Annotated in this window: 14 protein-coding genes and 3 pseudogenes; 10 read left to right on the top strand and 7 right to left on the bottom strand. The window is 69.4% G+C overall.

The window, feature by feature from the left end; translation table 11 throughout:
* Positions 1–193: 193 nt before the first annotated feature.
* From AC07GB_RS21315 to AC07GB_RS21305, 3 genes are read left to right on the top strand one after another with little or no spacing between them, the layout of a single operon-like run.
* Positions 194–1,315 (top strand): SDR family oxidoreductase, encoded by a 1,122-nt coding sequence (locus AC07GB_RS21315; protein WP_478847931.1) that lies wholly within the window; start codon positions 194–196, stop codon positions 1,313–1,315.
* Entirely contained in the window at positions 1,312–2,880 is a 1,569-nt protein-coding gene (locus tag AC07GB_RS21310; RefSeq protein ID WP_478847687.1) for a flavin-containing monooxygenase, read from the top strand. The genes AC07GB_RS21315 and AC07GB_RS21310 overlap by 4 nt, the downstream gene beginning before the upstream one ends.
* The gene (locus tag AC07GB_RS21305; protein ID WP_478847685.1) at positions 2,859–3,947 is read left to right on the top strand and encodes an SDR family oxidoreductase; all 1,089 of its coding nucleotides are present in this window, start codon (positions 2,859–2,861) and stop codon (positions 3,945–3,947) included. The genes AC07GB_RS21310 and AC07GB_RS21305 overlap by 22 nt, the downstream gene beginning before the upstream one ends.
* Before the next feature lie 99 nt (positions 3,948–4,046).
* Here the strand turns inward: AC07GB_RS21305 and AC07GB_RS21300 are convergent, their stop codons facing one another.
* A complete protein-coding gene (locus AC07GB_RS21300; RefSeq protein WP_478847683.1) occupies positions 4,047–5,366 on the bottom strand; it encodes an aldehyde dehydrogenase family protein in 1,320 nt (439 codons plus the stop codon).
* Positions 5,367–6,441: 1,075 nt separating this feature from the next.
* On the opposite strand from AC07GB_RS21300, the gene AC07GB_RS21295 reads away from it, so the two are divergent.
* Entirely contained in the window at positions 6,442–6,753 is a 312-nt protein-coding gene (locus AC07GB_RS21295) for a hypothetical protein (RefSeq protein WP_478847681.1), read from the top strand.
* 109 nt (positions 6,754–6,862) lie between these two features.
* Here AC07GB_RS21295 and AC07GB_RS21290 read toward each other — a convergent pair.
* The 5 genes and pseudogenes from AC07GB_RS21290 to AC07GB_RS21270 all read right to left on the bottom strand — a co-directional run bounded on the left by AC07GB_RS21290 (position 6,863) and on the right by AC07GB_RS21270 (position 11,325).
* Positions 6,863–8,064 (bottom strand): annotated as a pseudogene (locus AC07GB_RS21290) (IS110 family RNA-guided transposase).
* 368 nt (positions 8,065–8,432) lie between these two features.
* Positions 8,433–9,035, bottom strand: a complete 603-nt coding sequence (locus AC07GB_RS21285) for a TetR/AcrR family transcriptional regulator (RefSeq protein ID WP_478847679.1) — start codon at positions 9,033–9,035, stop codon at positions 8,433–8,435.
* A 54-nt stretch (positions 9,036–9,089) separates the two neighbouring features.
* Positions 9,090–10,052 (bottom strand): quinone oxidoreductase family protein, encoded by a 963-nt coding sequence (locus tag AC07GB_RS21280; RefSeq protein WP_478847677.1) that lies wholly within the window; start codon positions 10,050–10,052, stop codon positions 9,090–9,092.
* 173 nt (positions 10,053–10,225) lie between these two features.
* Positions 10,226–10,833: pseudogene (locus AC07GB_RS21275) on the bottom strand (transposase family protein); the annotation flags it as partial.
* An 84-nt stretch (positions 10,834–10,917) separates the two neighbouring features.
* The gene (locus AC07GB_RS21270; protein WP_478847675.1) at positions 10,918–11,325 is read right to left on the bottom strand and encodes a class I SAM-dependent methyltransferase; all 408 of its coding nucleotides are present in this window, start codon (positions 11,323–11,325) and stop codon (positions 10,918–10,920) included.
* 627 nt (positions 11,326–11,952) lie between these two features.
* Here AC07GB_RS21270 and AC07GB_RS21265 point away from each other — a divergent pair.
* The 3 genes and pseudogenes from AC07GB_RS21265 to AC07GB_RS21255 all read left to right on the top strand — a co-directional run.
* A complete protein-coding gene (locus AC07GB_RS21265) occupies positions 11,953–13,209 on the top strand; it encodes a helix-turn-helix domain-containing protein (RefSeq protein WP_478847673.1) in 1,257 nt (418 codons plus the stop codon).
* Positions 13,209–13,946: a 5-formyltetrahydrofolate cyclo-ligase gene (locus AC07GB_RS21260; protein ID WP_478847671.1), complete on the top strand. Its 738-nt coding sequence runs from the start codon at positions 13,209–13,211 to the stop codon at positions 13,944–13,946. Before AC07GB_RS21265 ends, AC07GB_RS21260 begins: the two co-directional genes overlap by 1 nt.
* 121 nt (positions 13,947–14,067) lie before the next feature.
* A pseudogene (locus tag AC07GB_RS21255) lies at positions 14,068–14,478 on the top strand (Tn3 family transposase); the annotation flags it as partial.
* Positions 14,479–14,964: 486 nt separating this feature from the next.
* On the opposite strand, the gene AC07GB_RS21250 reads toward AC07GB_RS21255, so the two are convergent.
* Positions 14,965–15,714, bottom strand: coding sequence for an SDR family oxidoreductase (locus AC07GB_RS21250; protein WP_478847669.1), 750 nt, complete (start codon positions 15,712–15,714; stop codon positions 14,965–14,967).
* 93 nt (positions 15,715–15,807) lie between these two features.
* Here AC07GB_RS21250 and AC07GB_RS21245 point away from each other — a divergent pair, with 93 nt between their 5' ends.
* The 3 genes from AC07GB_RS21245 (at position 15,808) to AC07GB_RS21235 (ending at position 19,120) form a co-directional block, all read left to right on the top strand.
* Positions 15,808–16,758 carry a LysR family transcriptional regulator gene (locus AC07GB_RS21245; protein ID WP_478847668.1) on the top strand — a complete coding sequence of 317 codons (951 nt, stop codon included), beginning with the start codon at positions 15,808–15,810 and terminating at the stop codon, positions 16,756–16,758.
* Positions 16,758–17,753, top strand: a complete 996-nt coding sequence (locus AC07GB_RS21240) for an Lrp/AsnC family transcriptional regulator (protein WP_478847666.1) — start codon at positions 16,758–16,760, stop codon at positions 17,751–17,753. Before AC07GB_RS21245 ends, AC07GB_RS21240 begins: the two co-directional genes overlap by 1 nt.
* Positions 17,754–18,010: 257 nt before the next feature.
* Positions 18,011–19,120 (top strand): alkene reductase, encoded by a 1,110-nt coding sequence (locus AC07GB_RS21235; protein WP_478847664.1) that lies wholly within the window; start codon positions 18,011–18,013, stop codon positions 19,118–19,120.
* Positions 19,121–19,872 lie beyond the last annotated feature (752 nt).

Here is a 19,872-nt window from a genome sequence, read left to right as displayed (position 1 = left end):
ATCACGGGCTGCGCCACCCGAGTGGACAAGCCACCGGCTGTCACCCGAGGGCACCAAGCAGAGAGCAGGCAACACGGCGCCTGCGGCCATAATCCCCTTCCATGATCTTCGCTGAACACCCGGCAGCCGGTCTCTCTGCACCGTCCCGCCCCGCTGCACAGTCCGAGCACCACGGAACCAGCCGGTGATCGTGATGACGGGGGCGACCGGGTTCGTCGGCGCGCACCTGATGGCCGAACTCCTGCAGAACAGCCAGGAGACGGCGACGGCCCTGGTCGGGCATGATCCCGCTACAACCGTGGACCGGCTGGCGGCAGCCGTTGCCGCGACCGGCGCGGAGGTACCCGCTGAAGAGATCGCTGCACGGGTGCGGCCCGTGCTCATCCGGCTGGACGCCCCGCGCCTCGGCCTGGAACCGGCTCTCTTCCAAAAGATCGCCGCCCAGACGGACCAGATCTGGCACTGCGCGGCGTTCACCGATGGATTCGGCGATCGCACACGGCTGCACGCCGTCAACGTCACCGGCACCGCACGCGTGCTCGAACTCGCCGCGCAGGCCCCACCGCACGCCTCGTTCTGCCACCTGAGTACGGCCTTCGTGGCCGGCGCCCGCCGCACTGGCACCGTGCGCGAGAACGAACTCAGTGACGCGGCCGGGTTCATGACGCCATACGAGGAATCCAAGTACCGGTCCGAACGCCTGGTCCGCGACTGGGCCGTAGAGCACGAACAGGCCGTGACCGTCTTCAGGCCCAGCCTGCTCGTGACGGATCAGCCGTACCGGGAGGGCGCACCGGAGCACTGGCAGGCGCTGCTCGCCCAACGCATCACGCTCCTCTCCCGGTTCGGCATCCAGGCCATGAAAGGCATGGGGCTCAACTGGCCGGACAACGGGGCAGGCACCCTCCTCCTGCCCGGGACACCGGAGGCCCGCACCAACATCCTCCAAGTCCACTGGGCAGCCCGCGCCATGTGGGCCGCGGCGTCGAGTCCGCACACGGCAGACACGATGCGCACCCTGCACGTGACCCACCCTGAAGAGTTCGGAGTGCAGGACCTGGCCCAGGCGGCGACGCGCCACCTGGACTGGCTCGACGTGCGCCTGGGCACCGCAGCCGGTGACGGCCAATTCCTCGCGCCTCCCCAGCACCTCAACCTTTTCCTCGGCTATTTGGTACCGCATCTGCACACCACGCGGTCCTACGAGACCACCGGGCTGCACCAGGCCATCGAACTCGTCCCACCCCCCGCACCCCTCACCGAAAGCTACCTGCGCCGCGGCATGGGACACCTCACAGCAGGAATGAACTCGTGACCGAACACCTGCTTCCCGCCCACAGTGAGGTGGTCATCATCGGCAGCGGATACTCCGGTATCGGCGCCGCAATCCAACTGATGCGGACCGGATGCGACGACGTGCTCATCCTGGAGAGATCCGCCCGGCTGGGGGGCGTCTGGCGCGACAACACCTACCCCGGTGCCGCCTGCGACGTGCCCGGCCACCTGTATGCCTTCTCCTTCGCCCCCAACCCGGCCTGGCGCACCAGCCTGCCGACCCAGCGGGAAGTCCTGGACTACCTCGAGGACTGCGCCGACCGCTTCCGCCTCAAACCCCGCCTGCGCCTGGGATGCGACGTCACTGCCGCCACCTGGAACACGCAGCAAGGCTGCTGGGAGATCGAGACCTCGCGAGGCCGCCTGACCGCGTCGGTCCTGGTGGCGGCCACCGGACTGCTCGGCGCACCCCGCATTCCCGATCTGCCGGGCCTGGACCGCTTCGCGGGGACAGCCTTCCACACCGCCAGCTGGAACCACGATCTCGCCCTGACCGGCAAACGGGTCGCGATCATCGGCACCGGGGCGTCATCCTCCCAGTGCGTGCCCCACCTCCAGCGGCAGGCCGCACACACCGACATCTACCAGCGCACACCACCGTGGGTCCTGCCGCGCCTGCAGCGCCGCACGACCCCCCTCGAACGTGCCGTGCTGCGGCGCTCGCCCCGCCTGCAGCGGCTCCTATACCACGCCTCGTTCTGGGGCCGGGAGGTCTGGGGCCTTGGATTCCGTCCTCGGATGCGGTGGAGCATGGCCCTGCCCCGGGCCATCACAGGCCTGCTCCGACGGCTCCAGATCAACAGCGCTGCCCTCCGCGCCCGCATGCGCCCCCGCTACAGCATCGGTTGCAAGCGGCTCATCCTGGCCAATGACTATCTTCCCGCCCTCACGCAGCCCAACGTCACCATCGTTGCCCAGACCATCCGAGAAGTGACTGCCCACGGCATCACGACATCGGACGGCACCGCCCGCCCGGCCGACGTCATCGTCTTCGGCACCGGGTTCCGCGTCAGCAACCCTCCCGTCGCACACCTGATCACCGGGGCAAACGGAGCGACGCTGGCCAAGACGTGGAGCGCAGGAATGGCTGCCTACAACAACGTCACCGTGCCCGGCTTCCCCAACCTGTTCCTGCTGCTGGGGCCCAACAGCGGCCTGGCGCATACCTCGCAGATCCCCTTCCTGGAAGCGCAGCTGCAGTACATGACCACCTGCCTGCAGTACACCCGGGAACACGCCGCACAGGCCATCGAAGCCTCTCCCGCCGCGCTTTCCCGCTACCGGGACTATCTGCGGGCGCACACAGAGAACACCCCCTGGAATGCGGGTTGCGGCAACTGGTACCTCGACGAGCGCACCGGTGAGAACACCGCCGTGTGGCCGCGCTCCGTCCACGCCTACCGGCGCTTGATGGGTAACTTCCGCCCACAGGATCACCTCCTGACCCCCGCGCTCTGTCCGGGACACGTCCCTGGCCCCGGAGCCGTACCCCCCACACGCACTCCCGAGGACGAAAGCAACAGATGGCCCGCCACACAGTACTGATCACGGGAGCCAGCGGCGCCGTGGGCGCCGCCCTGCTGCCCCACCTGCACCGACACCACGACGTCGTCGCTCTTACCCGCTCCACACCCCTCGGCGGCAGCACCGTGGCCGGGGACATCACCCAACCCCTCCTGGGCTTGGACCCCGACACCTACGACAACCTGGCCCGCCGTGTCGACACCGTCGTGCACAGCGCCGCCGCAACCGGGTGGCGGACCGACCCCGCCCACACCAGCCGTGTCAACATCACCGGCACCGAACACGTGGCCTGCTTCGCTGAACAGGCCCGCGCCCGGCTGATCCACCTCTCCAGCGCCTTCACCGCATGCTCCACCACCGTCCGCGACAACATCACCGCCTACGCCGGGCGAGCCGCGCAGCCCGTCGCCCACTACATCGACACCAAGATCGCCGCCGAGCGGTATGTCACCGGCAGCGGCCTCAACGCCGTCGTACTCAAGCCATCAATGGTCATCGGACATACCCGCAGCGGTGAGCTGCCCAAGGTGCAGGGACTGTGCGCCGGGTTCCTCCATACCCTCAGCGGACAGGCACCGTTCGTCCCGCTGGCCGGCAGCACGGTCTTCGACGTCGTCGCCTCGGACCGGGTCGCCGAGGCGGTGGATGTCTCCATGAACCCCGCCACCCCGCCAGGCGCCTACTGGCTGACCAGTGGCGCCTCCTCGACGACCTGCAGCGCTACCACCGACCTGATCAACCGGCTGCGGCCCGCACACGGCATCACGGGACGGCCCGACGCGCAGTGCGTCGAACCGGTCGAGTCCCTTCGTCGTATCGCCCAACTGGAGGCCGAGCAGGGCACCGCGACCATCCGCTTCCGGCTGGCCCACATGCTCATCAGCGCCACAGCCATCCACAACGCATCCGGTTTCCCCGAGACCAACGTGCCGGGCCTGCCGGCGCCGCAGCCGGGCGACATCGACTCGGCGGTGCGCGCGACCCTGACCTGCCTGGCCCGCAAGGCAGCTGCCCGCCTGCCCTCCGCGCGCTCCCATTCCGCCCAGCCCAGGCCCACCATGGAGCACGCAGGCCCCCGCGGACGCTGAGCCGGCGGACGCTGAGCCGGCGACGTACCCTCACGGAGACCATCTCGCCGCCCAAGCCCGCACTGGCCCCGCGCAGTGCTTCTCGCCAGCCTGAGCTGCCTACCCCCAAAGGGGCCCTTGCCTGGCATCTCGCCACCTGGAGCCCTTCAGGAGGGCCGGCAGGCCGATCCCCGGCTCTGCCAGGCTGTTGAACCGCACATCGCTCCCCAAGGTCGCGAACTGCGGCAGGAGATGCTCTGGAGGGGTGCGGGTGAAAATCCCGACGTGCCGGTTGGCGCGCTGGGCCAGATACAGAGTGTCCGACCAGGCCCTGCTGCGCAGCAGCAGCACGACCGGGCCACGCGGGATGCTGTCCAGCGGCAGTTGATACCAGGTGTCAGCAACCACGACGGCCGGGGCCCCCGCGCCTCCCGATCGCGCCCGGCCGCCCTGGGACCCGAGCAGCGGACGAGCACCGGCCCCCACCAGCTCCCGCGCCCAGGCTCCGGCCCGCCCGTATTCATCCTCCGGCACCACACACCCGTGCGGGGCGAGGACAGTCATGCGCAGGAGCACCTGACGGAAGGTGTCTTGGAACTCCTGCCAGTGCTGGTGGTGCACGGTGATGACCGAAGGGCTGGTACACAACCGGCCAGCACGGGTGAAGCAGGCGAAAGCCACCGACCGTGCGGCCCTGCCGACCGATCCGTCATGACGGACCGCAGCAAGAGCGCCCGGCGAGGGACCCGTGTCCTGACAGCAGGAGGGCAGCCAGAGTTCAACATGCTCGGCCAGGACCGCTTGCAAGGCGGCATGTGCAGACAGATCGCCCGACACGGCCCACTGCCACAGCCCCTCAGGAACGCCCGCGCTCCGCGCCACACGGGCCAGAAGCACAGCCACCTCCGCACTCCCGGCACCGACCAGGGCGATGGTGCTGCTGCCGGCCAGCAGAGCGGGCACCAGGCCCTCGAGCATGGACACCAAAGGCCGGGCTCTATCAGCACCCAACGCCGTGGCCGCCGCCTGGGGCGACACATCCGTGCCCGCCACGCCACGGCCCCGCCACCGGCCTTGCCGCAACCGCCGTCGCACGGACCGCCCATAGGAGGAAAGGAGACGCTCCGCGGCCCGCTGCTCCGCGGCCGCATCGGCCGGCCCCAGGCCGCATCCGCGTGCCAGAGCGGCAATCATCAGAGGCCGGGCCTTGCGCAACCCCCCATCCAGGGCCCCAAGCACCGTCAACCGGTGCTCCAGCATGCTGCCGCGCCATCTCATCTGGGTGACTCGGCCTCTGGACACCGCGTCGGGCAGGTCTCTGGCGGCAGTTGACGCCACCTCCCCGCCAGCGCTGGGAAACCCGCTCACCCCGTACTGGAGCCGGCGAAGGTCGCCCACAATGAAACCAAGCTGGTCCAGGGAGGTTGCATCTGCGGACATCGCGGATCAGTCGGCGAGCGCTGAGGCAGGGACGACTGCGCGAGGCTGCCCCGGCAGCGGCGCGTGGGCGGCAACACGGCTGCACCCATAGTGCTCGCCCGCGCGGCCGACGGCTCCGGCCTGGGGGTTCACCTGCTCGTGGGCGCCATGGAATACCTGTGGGCCAGCCTTCCACAAGCTGGCCCACGGACCTTCCCCACGGCCATCGGCGAGACACGCTCCAGGACACGGATCGACATGAACTCTGCGCGGGGAGAAGAAGGGTGAGCCGCTCGCCTGCAACCCACGGCGGTGGCGCATACGCCCAAGCCGACCGGGCTCACGATGAGCGGTGTTCAGATACGAGCAGGGCTCCATGACCACCACAACGTCACGGCACCCGGCGAGGTCACTGAGCGGCGGCGTGCAGGCTGTGCGCCCGCAGCCGCAGACCGGTGACGGGCGCCTGGTCCTCGCTGCCGACGTCAACCACTGGCTCCGCCCCGATGTCCCCACCAGCCCAGCATGGTGCCGTCGCCGCCCTCGCTGGTCTCGATCTCGTACGAAGCTGCGGCGGTCACGAGTTCACCCCCGCGACGGCGGCGTCCAGGAGCCCCACGACATCGACCTCGTACGGGTCGGCGAGCAGGGGGTGGTCGCTGACGTCGAACGGCGCATATCGCGTGCTGACGCGGCGCCCGGGGATCTGGATCCAACCCTGAGCTTGGCTTTTGATCTCGGGTCCGGGTCAATGGACGTCAGCCCGGGCGCATTCGCAGGGCCGGCCGAGAGGGGGGTGCCGCGGTTGGCTGAGCCGTCTTCGGTTCGAGGACGGTGCGCAGAATCAGGGCGGGCTGGCGGCTGGGCGGCGGATGGGCCAGGGGCGATACGGGTCTGGGTTGTCGGAGGTCTCCCCGGGTGCCCCCTCCGTCCAGGGCCCGGTGTGGGCTATGTATGCCATCTTGGGCATCATTCATGCAAAAGAGGTAATCGAGGGCAGGAGAAGGAAGTTCCGTGAGGGTCAGACCCTTATCGTTTCTTCAGGGTCGACCTTGGCCTCTGTTCGAAAGGTCGTCATCGTATGCGCCTTCGTTCCATGGCTGTCGCCGCTGTCAGCGCCGGCGCGCTCCTCGTGACCATCCCCACCTCCGCCAACGCCGCCGTCGGCGAGTTCACCTATCGCACCGGAAGCGGTCTTCCCTCCGGCCTCACCAACCCGCCCAGCGCTGAGTGTCTCAATATCCCGGGAACGACGGACGAGGAACCGGCCTCCAACCCGCGCAACGCCACCCTCTCCGCGGCCACGGTCTTCCTCGAGTTCGACTGCTTGGGTGACGTCTTCTACGTCATGGACCCCGGAAAGATCCTCGGCAACCGCCTGAAGTTCCGCTCGGTCATCTTCTCCTGACAACCCCTCCGGCACGGGAAGGGACCGCATCGGCGACATAGCCAGGCGCTCCCTTCTCGTAGCACGTCCAGGCGGCCCATGGACGCGGGGGGTGCCCCTATGACCTTGGTCAAGGGGCAACGGGGGTTGGGGGTTGGTAGAACGTGCCGTCGCGGAGCATCGCGAAGAGCACGTCGGCTCGTCGTCTTGCGAGGCAGAGGAGGGCCTGGGTGTGGTGCTTGCCCTCCTTGATCTTCCTGTCGTAGTAGGTGCGCGAGGCGGGGTCGGAAAGGGCGGCGAAGGCGGAGAGGAAGAAGCCCTCTTGAGCTGCTTGTTTCCCCTTCTGGACTGCTGTTCGCCGCGGATCGAGGAACCCGAGGTGCGGGTCGTCGGTGCGAGGCCCGCATAGGCAGCGAGGTGGGCGGCCGAGGGGAACCTCGTGCCGTGCTCGACGTCGAAGAGGAGGCGGGCGGCGGTCCTGACGCCGACACCCGGCATCGACGTCAGGACTGCCGACAGAGGGTGGGCCTCCAGCAGCTCATCGAGTCGTTTCTCCAGCAGACGTCGCTGGTCGAGCACGGCGGTCAGGGACCGGGCGAGGCTCGGGACGATCAGTGCGGCCGTCTCCGTGCCGGGGGCGGTGACGGTCTGCTCGTCGAGCGCGGTGAAGATCTCCTCGGTCAGACGGCCCGCCATTCGCGGGGCCTTGGGACGTATCAGGCTGGTGAGCCTGCGGCGTCCGGACCGGCGGATCTGGGCCGGGGATCCGAAGTGTTCCAGCAGGGCCGGGACGGCCGGGTGCTGCATGCGCGGGCCCGGGACCCGTTCCAAGTGCGGGTGTATTTGTGTGAACAGGCCGCGGAGCCGGTTGGAGAGGCGGTTGGCCTCGGCGACGAGGTCGTCGTCGAAGCCGACGAGCATCTCCAGTTCGGCGACCCTCTCGTCGCCGGCCTCGATCGAGCGCAGGGTGTGAGGCATCGACCGGGCCGCGTCGGCGATGATGAACGCGTCGCGGGCGTCGGTCTTGGCCTCGCCGGGATAGAGGTCGGCTATTCGCCGCATCGTCAGGCCCGGGAGATAGGCGACCTGGCAGCCGAGGGCGCGGGCGACGGCCAGCGGCAGGGCCCCGAGGGAGGCCGGCTGGTCGACGATGACGAGTACGGTCCCGTGCTTGGCCTGGAGCTTGGCGAAGACCTCACGGAGCTTGGGCTCGCTGTTCGGCAGCCTGCGGTCGAGGGCCTTCTTCCCTGCCGGGGTGAGGGCGGTGGCGTGGTGTTCGCCCTTGCCGACGTACAGGCCGAGGAAGACGTTGATGCTGCTGATGTCGATCACGTGGTGGTTCCTTCGGTGCTGTTCACCCGGCCTCACCACGGCGCCGATCGCCACATCCACATTACGAAGAGCCTCCCGACCTGGGGAAAGGCCGGTGGTCATGCCCCTGATCAGCGGTCTGTCAGCGCCTCCGGAGCTGGTGACACCACCCCCCGGGCCATGCACTCGACAAGGGGAGGTAGTCATGCCAACTCCGAAGGCCGGTAGTCCCGTTGCGGGACTACGAAGAAGGTAATGGGGGGACTGGTCGGCGGGCTGGACGGCAACTGTCCCGTAGTAGACGTCCCCGTCGGTACCGGTGTGGAATACGCGGAATGTACCGCTGCCATCGACAGGGACCTCTGGGGAGCGGCGGCGCCGACAAGCGGTCAGCGGTCGTGGTGGGCGGAGGCGCGCAGGTGGGCGATGCCCGTGTCGAGCGCGGCCTCCAGGTGGGCGGAGCCGCCGGTGGTCATCAGGATCAGCACGCCGCCCTGGACGCCGGCCAGCAGGGCGGCGGCCTCCTGGTCGGCGTCCAGTGCGGGGGCGATCTCACCGTCGGCCTGCATCCGGCGGATGCCGGCGGCGAGCAACTGCTGCCACCCTTCGATCAGTTCGCCGGCGACGGCCCGGGTGGCATCGGTGGTGCCGCCGAGCCGGGCGAGGGAGGCGTGCAGGGGGCAGTCGCTGCCCTGGGCGCGGTAGCGGGCGACGACCTTGTCACGCCACCGGTCCCAGGCGGCCCAGGAGGTGAGGGAACCGAGTTGGGGCTGCTGGTCCTCGATCACCCGGGCCGCCTCGTGCCGGGCTACCGCGAGAAGCAACTCGTCCTTCCCGCCGGGGAAGTAGTGGAACAGCTGGCTCTTGCTGGTCGAGGTGCGGGCCATCACGTCCTCCAGCCGCACGGCGAACACGCCCTGTTCGCGGATCTGTTCAGCGGCGCCCTCGACGATGCGCCGCCTGGTTGCGGCGCCCTTGCGGGTGAGTGACACGAATCCTCCGCGATGCTGGTCGTTGGTGGCCCCATTCAACCGGGCCGGAACCGGTCAGGGCAGCAGGAGGAGCTTGCCGGTGGTGTGCCGTGATTCGAGGTCGGCGTGGGCGCGGGCGGCCTCCGCGAGGGGGTAGCGGCCGGTGACCAGCGGGGTGAGCCGCCCGTCCAGGACAAGGTCGAACAGCTCGCCGGTGCGTCGCACCAGGGCCTCCCGGGTGGCGACGTGGTGGTGGACCACCGGGTAGGTCAGCAGGATGCTGTTCGGCAGGTCGGTGGGCCGCAGAGTGGGAACGCCCATGAACGGGCCGTAGTAGGCGTGCACGCCGTGCGGGCGCAGCGCCGCCTGGGAGGAGTGGAAGGTGCCGGTGCCGCCGCCGTCGTAGACCACGTCGGCGCCGCGGCCTCCGGTCAGCTCCTTGATCCGCTCCTCGAAGCCGCCGCCGCTGTGGACCAGGACGTGGTCGGCGCCGGCCTCCTTCGCGACCGGGGCCTTCTCCTCGCGGGAGACCAGTCCGATCACCCGGCCGCCGCGGGCCTTGGCCAGCTGGGTGAGCAGCCGGCCGACGCCGCCCGCCGCGGCGTGCACGACGGCGGTGTCGCCCGGTCCGATCGGATAGGTCTCGGTACCCAGGTGGCTGGCGGTGAGGCCCTGCATCATCACGGCGGCGGCCGTCTCGTCGTCGACACCGTCGGGCACCTTGACCAGGGAGTCCGCCGGGACGGCGAGCAGTTCGGCGTAGCTGCCCGGGTGGTAGAACCAGGCCACCCGGTCACCGACGGCGAGGTCCCGGACGCCCTGACCGAGGGCGGTGACGTAGCCCATCCCCTCGGCGCCGAGGACAGCCGGGGCCGCCCAGCCGGGGCCGCCCCGGGCGCGGGCGCCGATGTCCATGTAGTTGACGCCTGCGGCGCCCAGGCGTACCAACGCCTCGCCGGGGCCGGGCGTGGGGTCGGGCAGCTCCGTCCAGCGCATGACCTCGGGGCCGCCGTGCTCCTCGATGCGGATCGCGTACATCGGCGCAACACCTCTCTCTGAACAGCTTGCTCGTGAGGGAACGCGAATCACGTTAGGCAGCCAAAAATGGACCCACAAGTCCAGATTTTCTTGCAGCGCCTCTGCGTTGAAACCCAGGTTTCGGTACGACTTCTGCGGTCGGTCGCGGTGAGTGAGCTGAACCTGGTCTAAGGGATCTTCCAGGTCCTCGTCCCGGCGAAGACGTGCTCGACGCGGGCGCGGACCTGCTTATGCTCGCGGTGGTGTTCGGCTTGCCACTCGGTGAGTTCGCCGCCGTGTGGTCGGCGGTGCGGGGTCCTTGCATGCCTTGCAGTCGTTCCGGTTGCCGGGTAGGGGCTTGCCAACGGCGACGACCAGGCGGGTGCGGGCGCCGATGACCACCTGATGGTCGGTGGAGGACCGGTAGTTCTTGGACTGCTCGGCGATCGGGTGGTCGCGGGTGGGGGCAAAGGTGCCGTCGATGATCAGCGCGGTGCCCTTGCGGAAGCGTTGTCGCGGCTTGAGCGCGAGCAGCGGGCCGACGTGGTCGATGATGCGGTCGGCCGCCGGCTTGGATACCCCGAACAACGGCGCGAGTTGGCGCCGGGCCAGGTCGGGGCGCCAGTAGGCCGTGACCAGCAGGGCCCGGTCCTCCGAGGGCAGGCCCCATGGCCGGCCGGGGGCGGCCCGCGTCAGCGCCCTCGCGACGCAGCACCGTCATCAGCTTGCGGAAGTCGCGCGGGCTCAGCCCGGTGAACGGGGCTACCCAGGACGGCTCCGGCGCCGCCATCACACCAGCCACCGCAAGATCATCCCACCGCTTCGGGACCCTCCTGCATCAGCTCGGACTTCCGCTTCGCCGGGGCCGCCGCTGCGAAAACCCGGGTCAGGGCGTAGAACGTCCCGCTCGGAGCCAGCCAGCGCGCGGCATGGGCCAGGAACTGGTGCGTGCCGAAGTACTCCAGCGGCAGACGACAGTCACCAGATGCGAGCCGCCCTCCAGCAGACCTGGCGCCCGCGTGCTGTCCCCGATGTTCCAGCGCTGGAACGCCGGCCGGGGGTGCTGGAAGGCGCGCGCGTGGCGTAGAGCCTCGCTGCTGAAGTCGTATCCGGTGACGTTTACGCCCCAACTAGCCAAAGACCGTGTCCACTTTCCTGTCCCGCAGCCTATGTCGACGGCGTTCATCCCTGGTTGCAGGTGCACCAGCCGCAGAAAGCGATCCTGCTCCAGCGCTGTCACCAGGCGGCCTCTCCCAGTCCGCCAGTGCTGATCCCACTCAGCCGCGGTCGGCATGGCCGAGAGAACAGGCGACTGGTCGCCCGCGCCGAAGACCCGCGTGTGCGCTTTCGAAGGTGCGGCTCTTTGAGCGCCGCGCTGAGGCTGCGGTGCCCGGCTACCCGGGGGCGCTTCCGCCAACGCGTTCGTCATCTGCTGTCCAGAGCAGGGAGTCGACACGTCCATCGTCATCATCCGATTCGTCTGGTGCACGTCAGGTAGAGGGAGGCCAGCCGCCGCCGTCCCTCGCGTCGTACAGCGGCGGCTGGGGCGCTCAGCCGCATGGTTGACGCAGCCGGGATTGCGTCAAGCACATGCAGCGGCGCCACAATCATCCGGAGCCGACGAGCGCCGTGCCGCAGCAGGAGTACAGCCGGGCCTGACGGACCGGACGGGCCCGTTGATTGACCGCTGCTGCCCGGGCACAGGGGCACCGGCCAGGACGAACGACGGTCAAAGAGTGCGGCAGACGGGCCAGGTGAGAGCGCAGGGGGTGGTAGCCATCGACCGTACGCTCGTCTGCCGCGGGTTGGGACCGTGCCGAGTGCGAGGCGCGGTCCGCGGAGGGGAGCGGACAGCCGTCACGATCACGAGGATCAGGAAAGCGCCGAACACTGCTCGGTACCAGCCACAGAGGCTACAGAGATGCCACACTTTTGCCACACACGGCGCGCTGACCTGCGAGAGTTATCCGGAGGACATGAGCGAAGGACTGCGGCGTGGCCTTTGACTCGCCCGCGCCTGGAGAGTTGGCGCAGGGCACTGGGGTTGACACAGGTTCAGCTCGCCGAGGCGGTCGGCGTGAGTCGGTATACCGTTCAACGGTGGCTGTCCGGGCAGAATGGTCCGCAACCTCATCACCTCCGCCGCTTGGCTGAGGCGCTGAAGGTGTCGCTGCAGGAACTGGATGCCCTTCTCTGGGATGAGGGTGAGGCGTTACCGCCCGCGGAATGCCGGCGAGACCATGTTCTGCGGCACCCTCGGTCGGTCGACCTCATGGCCGCACGGGGTTTCCGTGACGACCTCGAGGAGCTCTCCGCCCGCTACGACACCCTTCCCTCGGCCGGCCTGCTCCCCGAAGCACAGCGACAGCTGACACGGCTTGAGACGACCGCTGCCCACGCCCAGCGCAGTCGCCTCCGCCGAGAACTGCACATCCTGCACGCCGATGCCACGCTTCTGATGGGCGCGCTCGTCTGGGACGCCTCACAACGCAGCGTTCCGCACTCGGCAGCGATGTACTACAAGGAAGCCATGAGCACGGCCCGGACACTCCAGGACCGCGCTCTGGAGGGCTACGCGCTGCTGCGCCTTGCCTACCTGGAACTCTACGGGGCCAGGCAGCCGCTCAAGGGGTTCGAGCTGGCCAAGCAGGCAGCCCGCCGTGCCGGTCCCGTCAGCCATGCTCTGGCGGGCGTCGCCAACCTCCATGCAGCCGAGGCCCAAGCGATGCTCGGCGAAGAGCGCGCCTGCACGAGGGCCCTTACCGCGGCGGACTACCAGCTCGAGCGGGCTAGCGATGCGGACGTACACGCTGATCTGCTGTCGCCTTCGCCTGTAGGGCGCCTGACGGGCGCCTGCTACCTGGCCCTGGGCCAGCACCACCGCGCCCAGACGATCCTCTCAGGCACCGCAGCCCAGCTCGCCGGTCGCCCCAAATCACGGTCGATCGCGCAAGGGAACCTGGCGATGGCCTATATCGGCGCCGGTGACGTCGACTGGGCCGGCGAGGCCCTGGATGCCGCCCTCGGGGACCCGGAGAAGTCGCGTGGCGGGGGAGGGATGACCATCGCCGCCACTGCGGTACGCCACCTGCGGCCCTGGCGCACGTACACGGCGGTCGCCGATGTCACCGACCGCATGCTCGCTCTGCTGGCCGCTGCCTACCCAAGGAGTTCGTGATGCCGACGACGGAAGAAGCCAAGGCGAAGGTACGCGAGCAGGTCTGGGACGCGCTTGACGCCGCCGGCGCGGTCCACACTGCCACCTCTCACGGCCGGATCCCGCACTTCCGGGGGGCTGAAGAAGCCGCGGAGCGCCTCGCTCAGGTGGCAGCGTGGGAGGCGGCCCGCACCATCAAGGCTGTCCCTGACAAGGCGCAACTGCCCGTACGGGCACGCGCCTTGGCGGACAACAAGATCCTCTACATGGCTGTGCCCGCCCTCGCCGCCGAGCGCCCTTTCTACCTGCTCGACCCCGCCCAGCTGCCCGATCTCTCCGACCCCTATGCGGTCGCCTCCAGCCAGACTGCGGCCGACCTTGCACCCACGGTCGACGTGGACGCCCTGCAGCCCATTGACATGATCGTCCTGGGGAGCGTGGCCTGCACTCGCTCCGGCATACGCATCGGCAAGGGTGCCGGCTACTCGGACATCGAATTCGCCCTGCTGACCGAAGCAGGCGTGATCACTCCCCAGACCCTCATCGTCACCACCGTCCACCCTCTCCAAGTCGTCGACACCCCCCTCCCGTCCACCGACCACGACGTCAGCATCGACCTCATCGTTACGCCCGAAGAGACAATCACCTGCCCGCCGGCACCCAGGCCTCCCGGGATCCTCTGGGACCACCTCTCGGCCGACAAGATCGCTTCGATACCAGCACTCCGAGCCCGCGCCGCCCGACGTCCGCAGGCGTAGCGGTACAAGAACTGGCGGGATTGACGGCCTGGGCCATCTCCCTTCCTCTTCGAGCGGGCGGCCCTGGCACTTCGAAGATCAACCAACTGGGGCGCAAGATTGAGTAGCTATGGCCGAAAAGAGGGCGCTGGAGCGGGTGGAGGAGATCGCGGTGTACCGACTGGGGCGGGTGAAGCTGGACAAGCTGCCGCCGTATCGGCTCGCCGCGCCGGCCTGGTACGGGCTGGGGTCGAAGGCGACGAGCCTTCAGCGGGCGAGCGAGCCGAAGCGCACCGCGATGCTGACCGCGCTGAAGCGGCACCTGGAGGCCATGGCGATCGACGACGCGCTGGAGCTGTTCACGGTGCTGATGTCGACCAAGTGGATCAGCACCGCGAAGCGGCTCACGAACAAGGACCGGCTCTCCACACTGCCGCAGCTGGGGAAGGCCTCCCGCATCACGGCCCGCATCTCGAAGGTGTTCTTGGAGGATCTGGAGCACATCGAGGAGACCGGCGCCAAGGTGGATGCGGCCGCGATGGGGAAGGCGCTGGCTTGCTGTTCGCGTTCTTCGCCGCGATGGCGGAGACCGAGCGGGAGAACATCCGCGAGTCGACGCTGGAAGGGCTCGACACCGCGGCCCGCAAGGGCAAGCACGGCGGCCGGCCGTCAGTCATCACCGACGACATGCTCCCCACCGTGCTCCGCAGGAGGGCGGATGGTGAGTCCGTCGAACAGGTCCAGCCCGACCTGATCATCCCCACCGGCAAGCGCAAGGGACAAAGCCCCTCGGTGGCGAGCGTCTGTCGGGCGCTCGCCGAGCACGCCAAGCGCGAGGCGCACCCCCGAAGCCGTCGAGCAGGCCCACGCCGACTTCGCCGCACTCCAGAACGCAGATGTTCCCCGAGCCCGTCCGGACGCTGCAGCGCTCAGCTCATGACCGTGATCGTTCTCACCAGGATTTCCTGTACCGCGACTACGCACACCCGCCGTCGCACTGATGTAGGAAGTCGTCATCGTTCGGTATCCGAAGGCCAGCTCACCAGGGGACGACCCCGTTGTCGTCGAACTGCTGGCCGGTCGGGCCGTCGTCCGGGAGGGTCGCAAGACGGATGGCGGTCGCCGCGCCCTGCTCGGGGGTGTGGGTCCCGTTGAATCCGTTGAGGTCGGTGGCCACGTAGCCGGGGCAGGCGTTGTTGATCAGGATGCGGGTGCCGCTCAGCTCCTTGGCGTACTGGATGGTGAGGGCGTTGAGGTAGGTCTTGGTCGGCGTGTAGCCCCCGCTGATCCCTCCGAGGTCGACGCCGGGCGTGGTCTGCAGGGTCAGGGAGCCGACGTGGCTGGACTGATTGACGATCCGCGGGTGCTCGGAGCGGTGCAGCAACGGGAGCATCGCGTTGGTGACCCGGATGACGCCGATGACGTTGGTCTCCACCAGCCGCCGCACGGTCTCCAGGTCGACGGTCGTGGGTTCGTCCGGCCAGCCGCCGGCCACGCCGGCGTTGTTGACCAGTACGTCGAGGCGTCCCACCCGCTCCTCGAACAGGTGGACCGCGGCGCTCACGCTCCCGTCGTCGGTGACGTCCAGGGGTACGCCGAACGCATCGGCACCAGCGGCGCGCAGCTTCGCCACGGCGTCCTCCCTGCGCTGCCCGTCCCGGGCGCCGACACCGACCCTCCAGCCCCGCGCGCCAAGACCGGCCGCGATCGCATATCCGATCCCCTTGTTCGCGCCAGTGACCAGCGCGACCATGCTCTCACTCGTGCTCTCGCTCATGACAGCGAGCATGCCCGCGCCGCTGCCGGGTACCAACACCCTCTCGGTAGTGCGGCGATACCCGAACGGTATTGATCTGGCGGCTGCCGTCACTAGCCTGGGCTCATGGAGATACGCGAGCTGAGGTACTTCGTCGCCGTCGCCGAGGAACTGCACTTCGGCAAGGCCGCCCAGCGCCTCGGGATAGCTCAGCCGCCGCTGTCCCGCACGATTTCCCAGCTTGAGCGGCGGCTCGGTATCGCACTGCTGGAACGCACCAGCCGCAAGGTCACGCTCACCGAGGCCGGGGCCGTACTGCTGAACGAAGCGCGCGCGATCCTCAGCGCGGTGACCGCAGCTGAGCGGCGTACCCAACGGGCCGCAACTACACATCCCAGCCTCGTCCTCGCCGTCAAATCCGGCACCGCAGGCGAGCTGCTGACGAAACTCCTCGACGCCTACGCCGCCGAACCCGGCGCAGCCACCGTTGATCTGCTGCTCTGCGAGGCACACCAGCATCAGCAGCTCCTGTGGGACGGGCAAGCCGACGTGGCCCTACTGCACCTGCCCTTCGACTCAGCAGTCGGCCTCGACACCGAAGCCCTGCACACCGAGGGACAGGTCGCGATCCTGCCGGCCTCACACCCGCTCGCCGGCCGCTCCCAGGTCCGGATGGCCGACGTCGCCTCACTGCCAACGCTCCCGGCAGCCCGCTGGCCCGGTCCCGGCGGCAGCTACCCGGAAGGGCCGGGCCCAGAGGTACGGAACTTGACTCAGGTCTTCCAGCTGATCGCGCTCGGCCGTACCACCGTGGTCCTTCCCGAGTCGGCCGGCGGCGACCTGCGCCGGGACCTCGCCGCCGTGCCGGTCCTGGACGCTCCGCCCGTGACGACGGTGATCGCCTGGCCGCCGCACAGCCGCCTTCGCGCAGTCGCTGACCTGATCCGCGTGGCCACACGTCTTTGCACTCCGATGAGCGGGGCGGCCGCCCGACGACAGCCCTGTTCAAGCAACTGGCAGCCCAACGCTCAGGGACAGCTGCCCAACCCGGAAGATTTCTCGGACGGCGGTTCGTGATGAGTGGGGTAGGGCTGGACGAGATCGACCGGGGGCTGCTGCAGGCGCTCCAGATCGACGGGCGGGTGGCGTTCAGCGCCGTCGCGGAGATCCTCGGAGTGTCGGACCAGACGGTCGCCCGCCGCTACCGCGCGCTGCGCGCGGGCGGGGCGGTGCACGTACGGGGCACGACGTGGCCCGAAGCGGTCGGCCAGGAGGTGTGGTTGGTGCGCGTGCAGTGTGCTCCGGAGGCGGCCGGCGCACTGTCGCGCTCTCTGGCCCGCCGACCGGACACCTCCTGGGTGCTGGAGATGTCCGGAGGTGCGGAGATCCTGAGCATGCTGCGGATCGGCCCGGCCTCCACGGCCCTCGCCCAGCTACCGCGCACACCCCGGCTGACGGGCGTCAGTGCCCACTGCGTCCTGTACACGTTCTGCGGGGGCGCCGTCAGCCCGCTGGTCAAGCACGGCCCGCTCACCACCGCGCAGTGCGCCGTGCTACGGCCGCCCGCCACGGCCCCGGACCGCGACCGCGCGGTGTGGTCGGACCAGGATCAGGCGCTGCTGGACGCGCTGGCCGAGGACGGCCGCGTCGGCTACCGGACCCTGGCAGCCGTCACGGGCTGGTCGCAGACCTCGGTGCGACGTCGGCTCGCCGAACTGCGCCGTACCTCGGCGGTGTACTTCGACATCGACTTCGATGCCGCGATGCTTGGTCTGCGGTCGCTGGCCTCGTTGTGGCTGACGGTGGAACCGGGCGCGCTGTCCGCTGCCGGGGAGGCACTGGCCGCCCACCCGGAAGTGAGCTTCGCCGCCGCGACGACCGGCCCGGCCAACCTGTACGCCAGTGTGCAGTGCCGCGACACCAAGGCGCTCTACGCCTACCTGACCGGCCCGGTGGCACAGCTCCCGGGCATCCGGTCGGTGGAGACCGCACCGGCGACACGCACCGTCAAGCAGGTCGGCCGCCCGCAGGAGGGCGGCCCCGCCCGGCGCCCGCCACAGCAGCGACCCTGAGCCGGCCGGATCGCCTGAAACAGCCTGCCGTGAACCTCCGACACCCTGCTCGTCGGTGTGTCAGACCTCGTGTGCCCTTGCCCCGCCCTTCCTCCGTGACGAACCGTTCCATGAAGGCGAGGAAGAAAACGCCGCGGTCGGACGCGCTGTCATCGGATATCGCCAGAACTCCCGGGCTGGCTGGTCGTGGAGCGCGCCGGTTGTCAGGGTTGGCGACTGCCGCACCGGCTCTGCCACCCGTAAAGGAATCGCACCTCATGACCACCGCCTTCGCCCCCATCGTCCTGGGCTCGCTGACGCTGCCCAACCGCATCGCCATGGCGCCGCTGACCCGCCGCCGCGCCTACGGCGAGGGGCTGTCCGCCACGGCGCTGATGACCGAGTACTACGTGCAGCGCAGCACGGCGGGCCTGATCATCGCCGAGGCGCTCCAGCCCAGCCGCGTGGGCCAGGGATACACCGACACCCCCGGCCTGCACGACGAGCGGCAGGTGAGGTCCTGGCGCCGGGTCACCGACGCGGTACACGCGGCTGGCGGCCGGATCTACGCCCAGCTGATGCACGCCGGGCGCAACAGCCACCCCGAACTGCTCGGCGACGGGCTGCACCCCGTCGCCCCCTCCCCCGTGGCGGCCGAGGGGATGGTGCGCATCAGCGGCGCCGAGCCCGCCGTCCGCAAGCCCTACCCCGCACCGCACGAACTGAGCATCACGGAGGTGCGGGAGACGATAGAAGACTTCGCGCGGGCCGCGCACAACGCCATCCGGGCCGGCTTCGACGGGGTGGAACTACACGGAGCCTATGGCTACTTGATCCAGCAGTTCCTCTCCGACAACGCCAACCACCGCACCGACCGCTACGGCGGCTCCATCGCGGGCCGTATCCGCTTCGTGCTGGAGCTGGTGGACGCCGTGGCCGCCCGGATCGGTCCGCGACGCCTGGCCCTGCGGATCTCACCCGGCTGCCCCGCCTTCGGCCTCACCGAGACCGACGTCGATGACCTGTACCCGGCCCTGGTGTCCGAGCTGCGGGGTGACCTGGCCTACCTCCACATCTTCGAGTTCCCCGGTCACCGGGCGCTCACCAGGCGCCTGCGCGCCGCCTGGCCGTCGGTCTTCATGCTCAACCCGCACGAGACCCCCGAATCCTGGCCCGCTGGGCCGGGCGACCTGCACCTGATCGAAGACGGCCTGGCCGACATCCTGGCCTTCGGCACCCTGTACATCTCCAACCCCGACCTGGTGCGACGGCTCCGCACCGGCGGCGCCGTCGCACCGGCCGACCAGGCGACCTTCTACCGCGGCGACCACCGCGGCTACACGGACTATCCGGCACTGACCGAACCCGGTGTGCACGCGACGCCCTGACGGTTGGGTCAGACCAGGAGCGAGCGCATCGAACGCGGCGTACTCCAGCGCCGTCTGCTGCTCACGCTGTTCGCCCTGGGCACGAACATGGGCGTCCGAGCGGTTGTGGCGACCGGCGAGCACAGCGGGGGTGAAGCCGCGTTGCGCAACTGGGATGCACCCGGATCCGGGTCCGTGCCGTCGGTGCGGACACGACAGCCACCTCAACACCGATGGTCCGTGTCGGCTGTGTCTCCTGAGTGGATCGCCGATCCTGCCGGCGGACGGTAGAGGCCCGGACGTCCCCGGCCCGCGTGATGACCTCCTACTTCAGCCGGTGGGGTCGTCGCCGACCATGATCAAGTGTTTAGCGTCAATGGCTGTACCGATGTTCCCCAACCCCGTATGTGCTGACGGTCTGACGGCAAGGTGGCGATCCCGTATGACGCAGCGGGATGCTGGGCTGGCGGTCCGTTAGGGGGATGTGCGGGGGGCATGACGCGGGGCGGAAGATCGCGGTCGTGGTGCTGGCGGCGGCGGGCATCGTTTCGACGCCATTGGTCTGGCTGCTGGACAGCCCGGGTGCGGGGGAGCTGGCAGGGGCCTCCATCCAGAGCGCGGTCGGTATCGTGGCCCTGCTCCCACAGACCACGCGAACGCCTCCGTCCACATCCGCGCCTAGGTTCTGTCGTCAAATGTCACGCCCACATCAGGAGTGAGGCGAGGGTGACTGCTGCGTGGTAGGACTCGGCGGTCTTGTCGTACCGGGTGGC

Source organism: Streptomyces sp. NPDC045778 (assembly GCF_056431945.1).
This window is presented reverse-complemented; position numbering and strand designations above follow the sequence as displayed.

What these genes read in the sequence shown, in the direction of transcription:
- AC07GB_RS21235 (WP_478847664.1), top strand. Translation starts at nt 18,011, where the DNA reads ATGACCACCGCCTTCGCCCCCATCGTCCTGGGCTCGCTGACGCTGCCC.
- AC07GB_RS21250 (WP_478847669.1), bottom strand. Translation starts at nt 15,714, where the DNA reads ATGCTCGCTGTCATGAGCGAGAGCACGAGTGAGAGCATGGTCGCGCTG.
- AC07GB_RS21315 (WP_478847931.1), top strand. Translation starts at nt 194, where the DNA reads ATGACGGGGGCGACCGGGTTCGTCGGCGCGCACCTGATGGCCGAACTC.
- AC07GB_RS21300 (WP_478847683.1), bottom strand. Translation starts at nt 5,366, where the DNA reads ATGTCCGCAGATGCAACCTCCCTGGACCAGCTTGGTTTCATTGTGGGC.
- AC07GB_RS21305 (WP_478847685.1), top strand. Translation starts at nt 2,859, where the DNA reads ATGGCCCGCCACACAGTACTGATCACGGGAGCCAGCGGCGCCGTGGGC.
- AC07GB_RS21270 (WP_478847675.1), bottom strand. Translation starts at nt 11,325, where the DNA reads ATGCCGACCGCGGCTGAGTGGGATCAGCACTGGCGGACTGGGAGAGGC.
- AC07GB_RS21280 (WP_478847677.1), bottom strand. Translation starts at nt 10,052, where the DNA reads ATGTACGCGATCCGCATCGAGGAGCACGGCGGCCCCGAGGTCATGCGC.
- AC07GB_RS21295 (WP_478847681.1), top strand. Translation starts at nt 6,442, where the DNA reads ATGGCTGTCGCCGCTGTCAGCGCCGGCGCGCTCCTCGTGACCATCCCC.
- AC07GB_RS21240 (WP_478847666.1), top strand. Translation starts at nt 16,758, where the DNA reads ATGAGTGGGGTAGGGCTGGACGAGATCGACCGGGGGCTGCTGCAGGCG.
- AC07GB_RS21265 (WP_478847673.1), top strand. Translation starts at nt 11,953, where the DNA reads ATGCCACACTTTTGCCACACACGGCGCGCTGACCTGCGAGAGTTATCC.
- AC07GB_RS21245 (WP_478847668.1), top strand. Translation starts at nt 15,808, where the DNA reads ATGGAGATACGCGAGCTGAGGTACTTCGTCGCCGTCGCCGAGGAACTG.
- AC07GB_RS21260 (WP_478847671.1), top strand. Translation starts at nt 13,209, where the DNA reads ATGCCGACGACGGAAGAAGCCAAGGCGAAGGTACGCGAGCAGGTCTGG.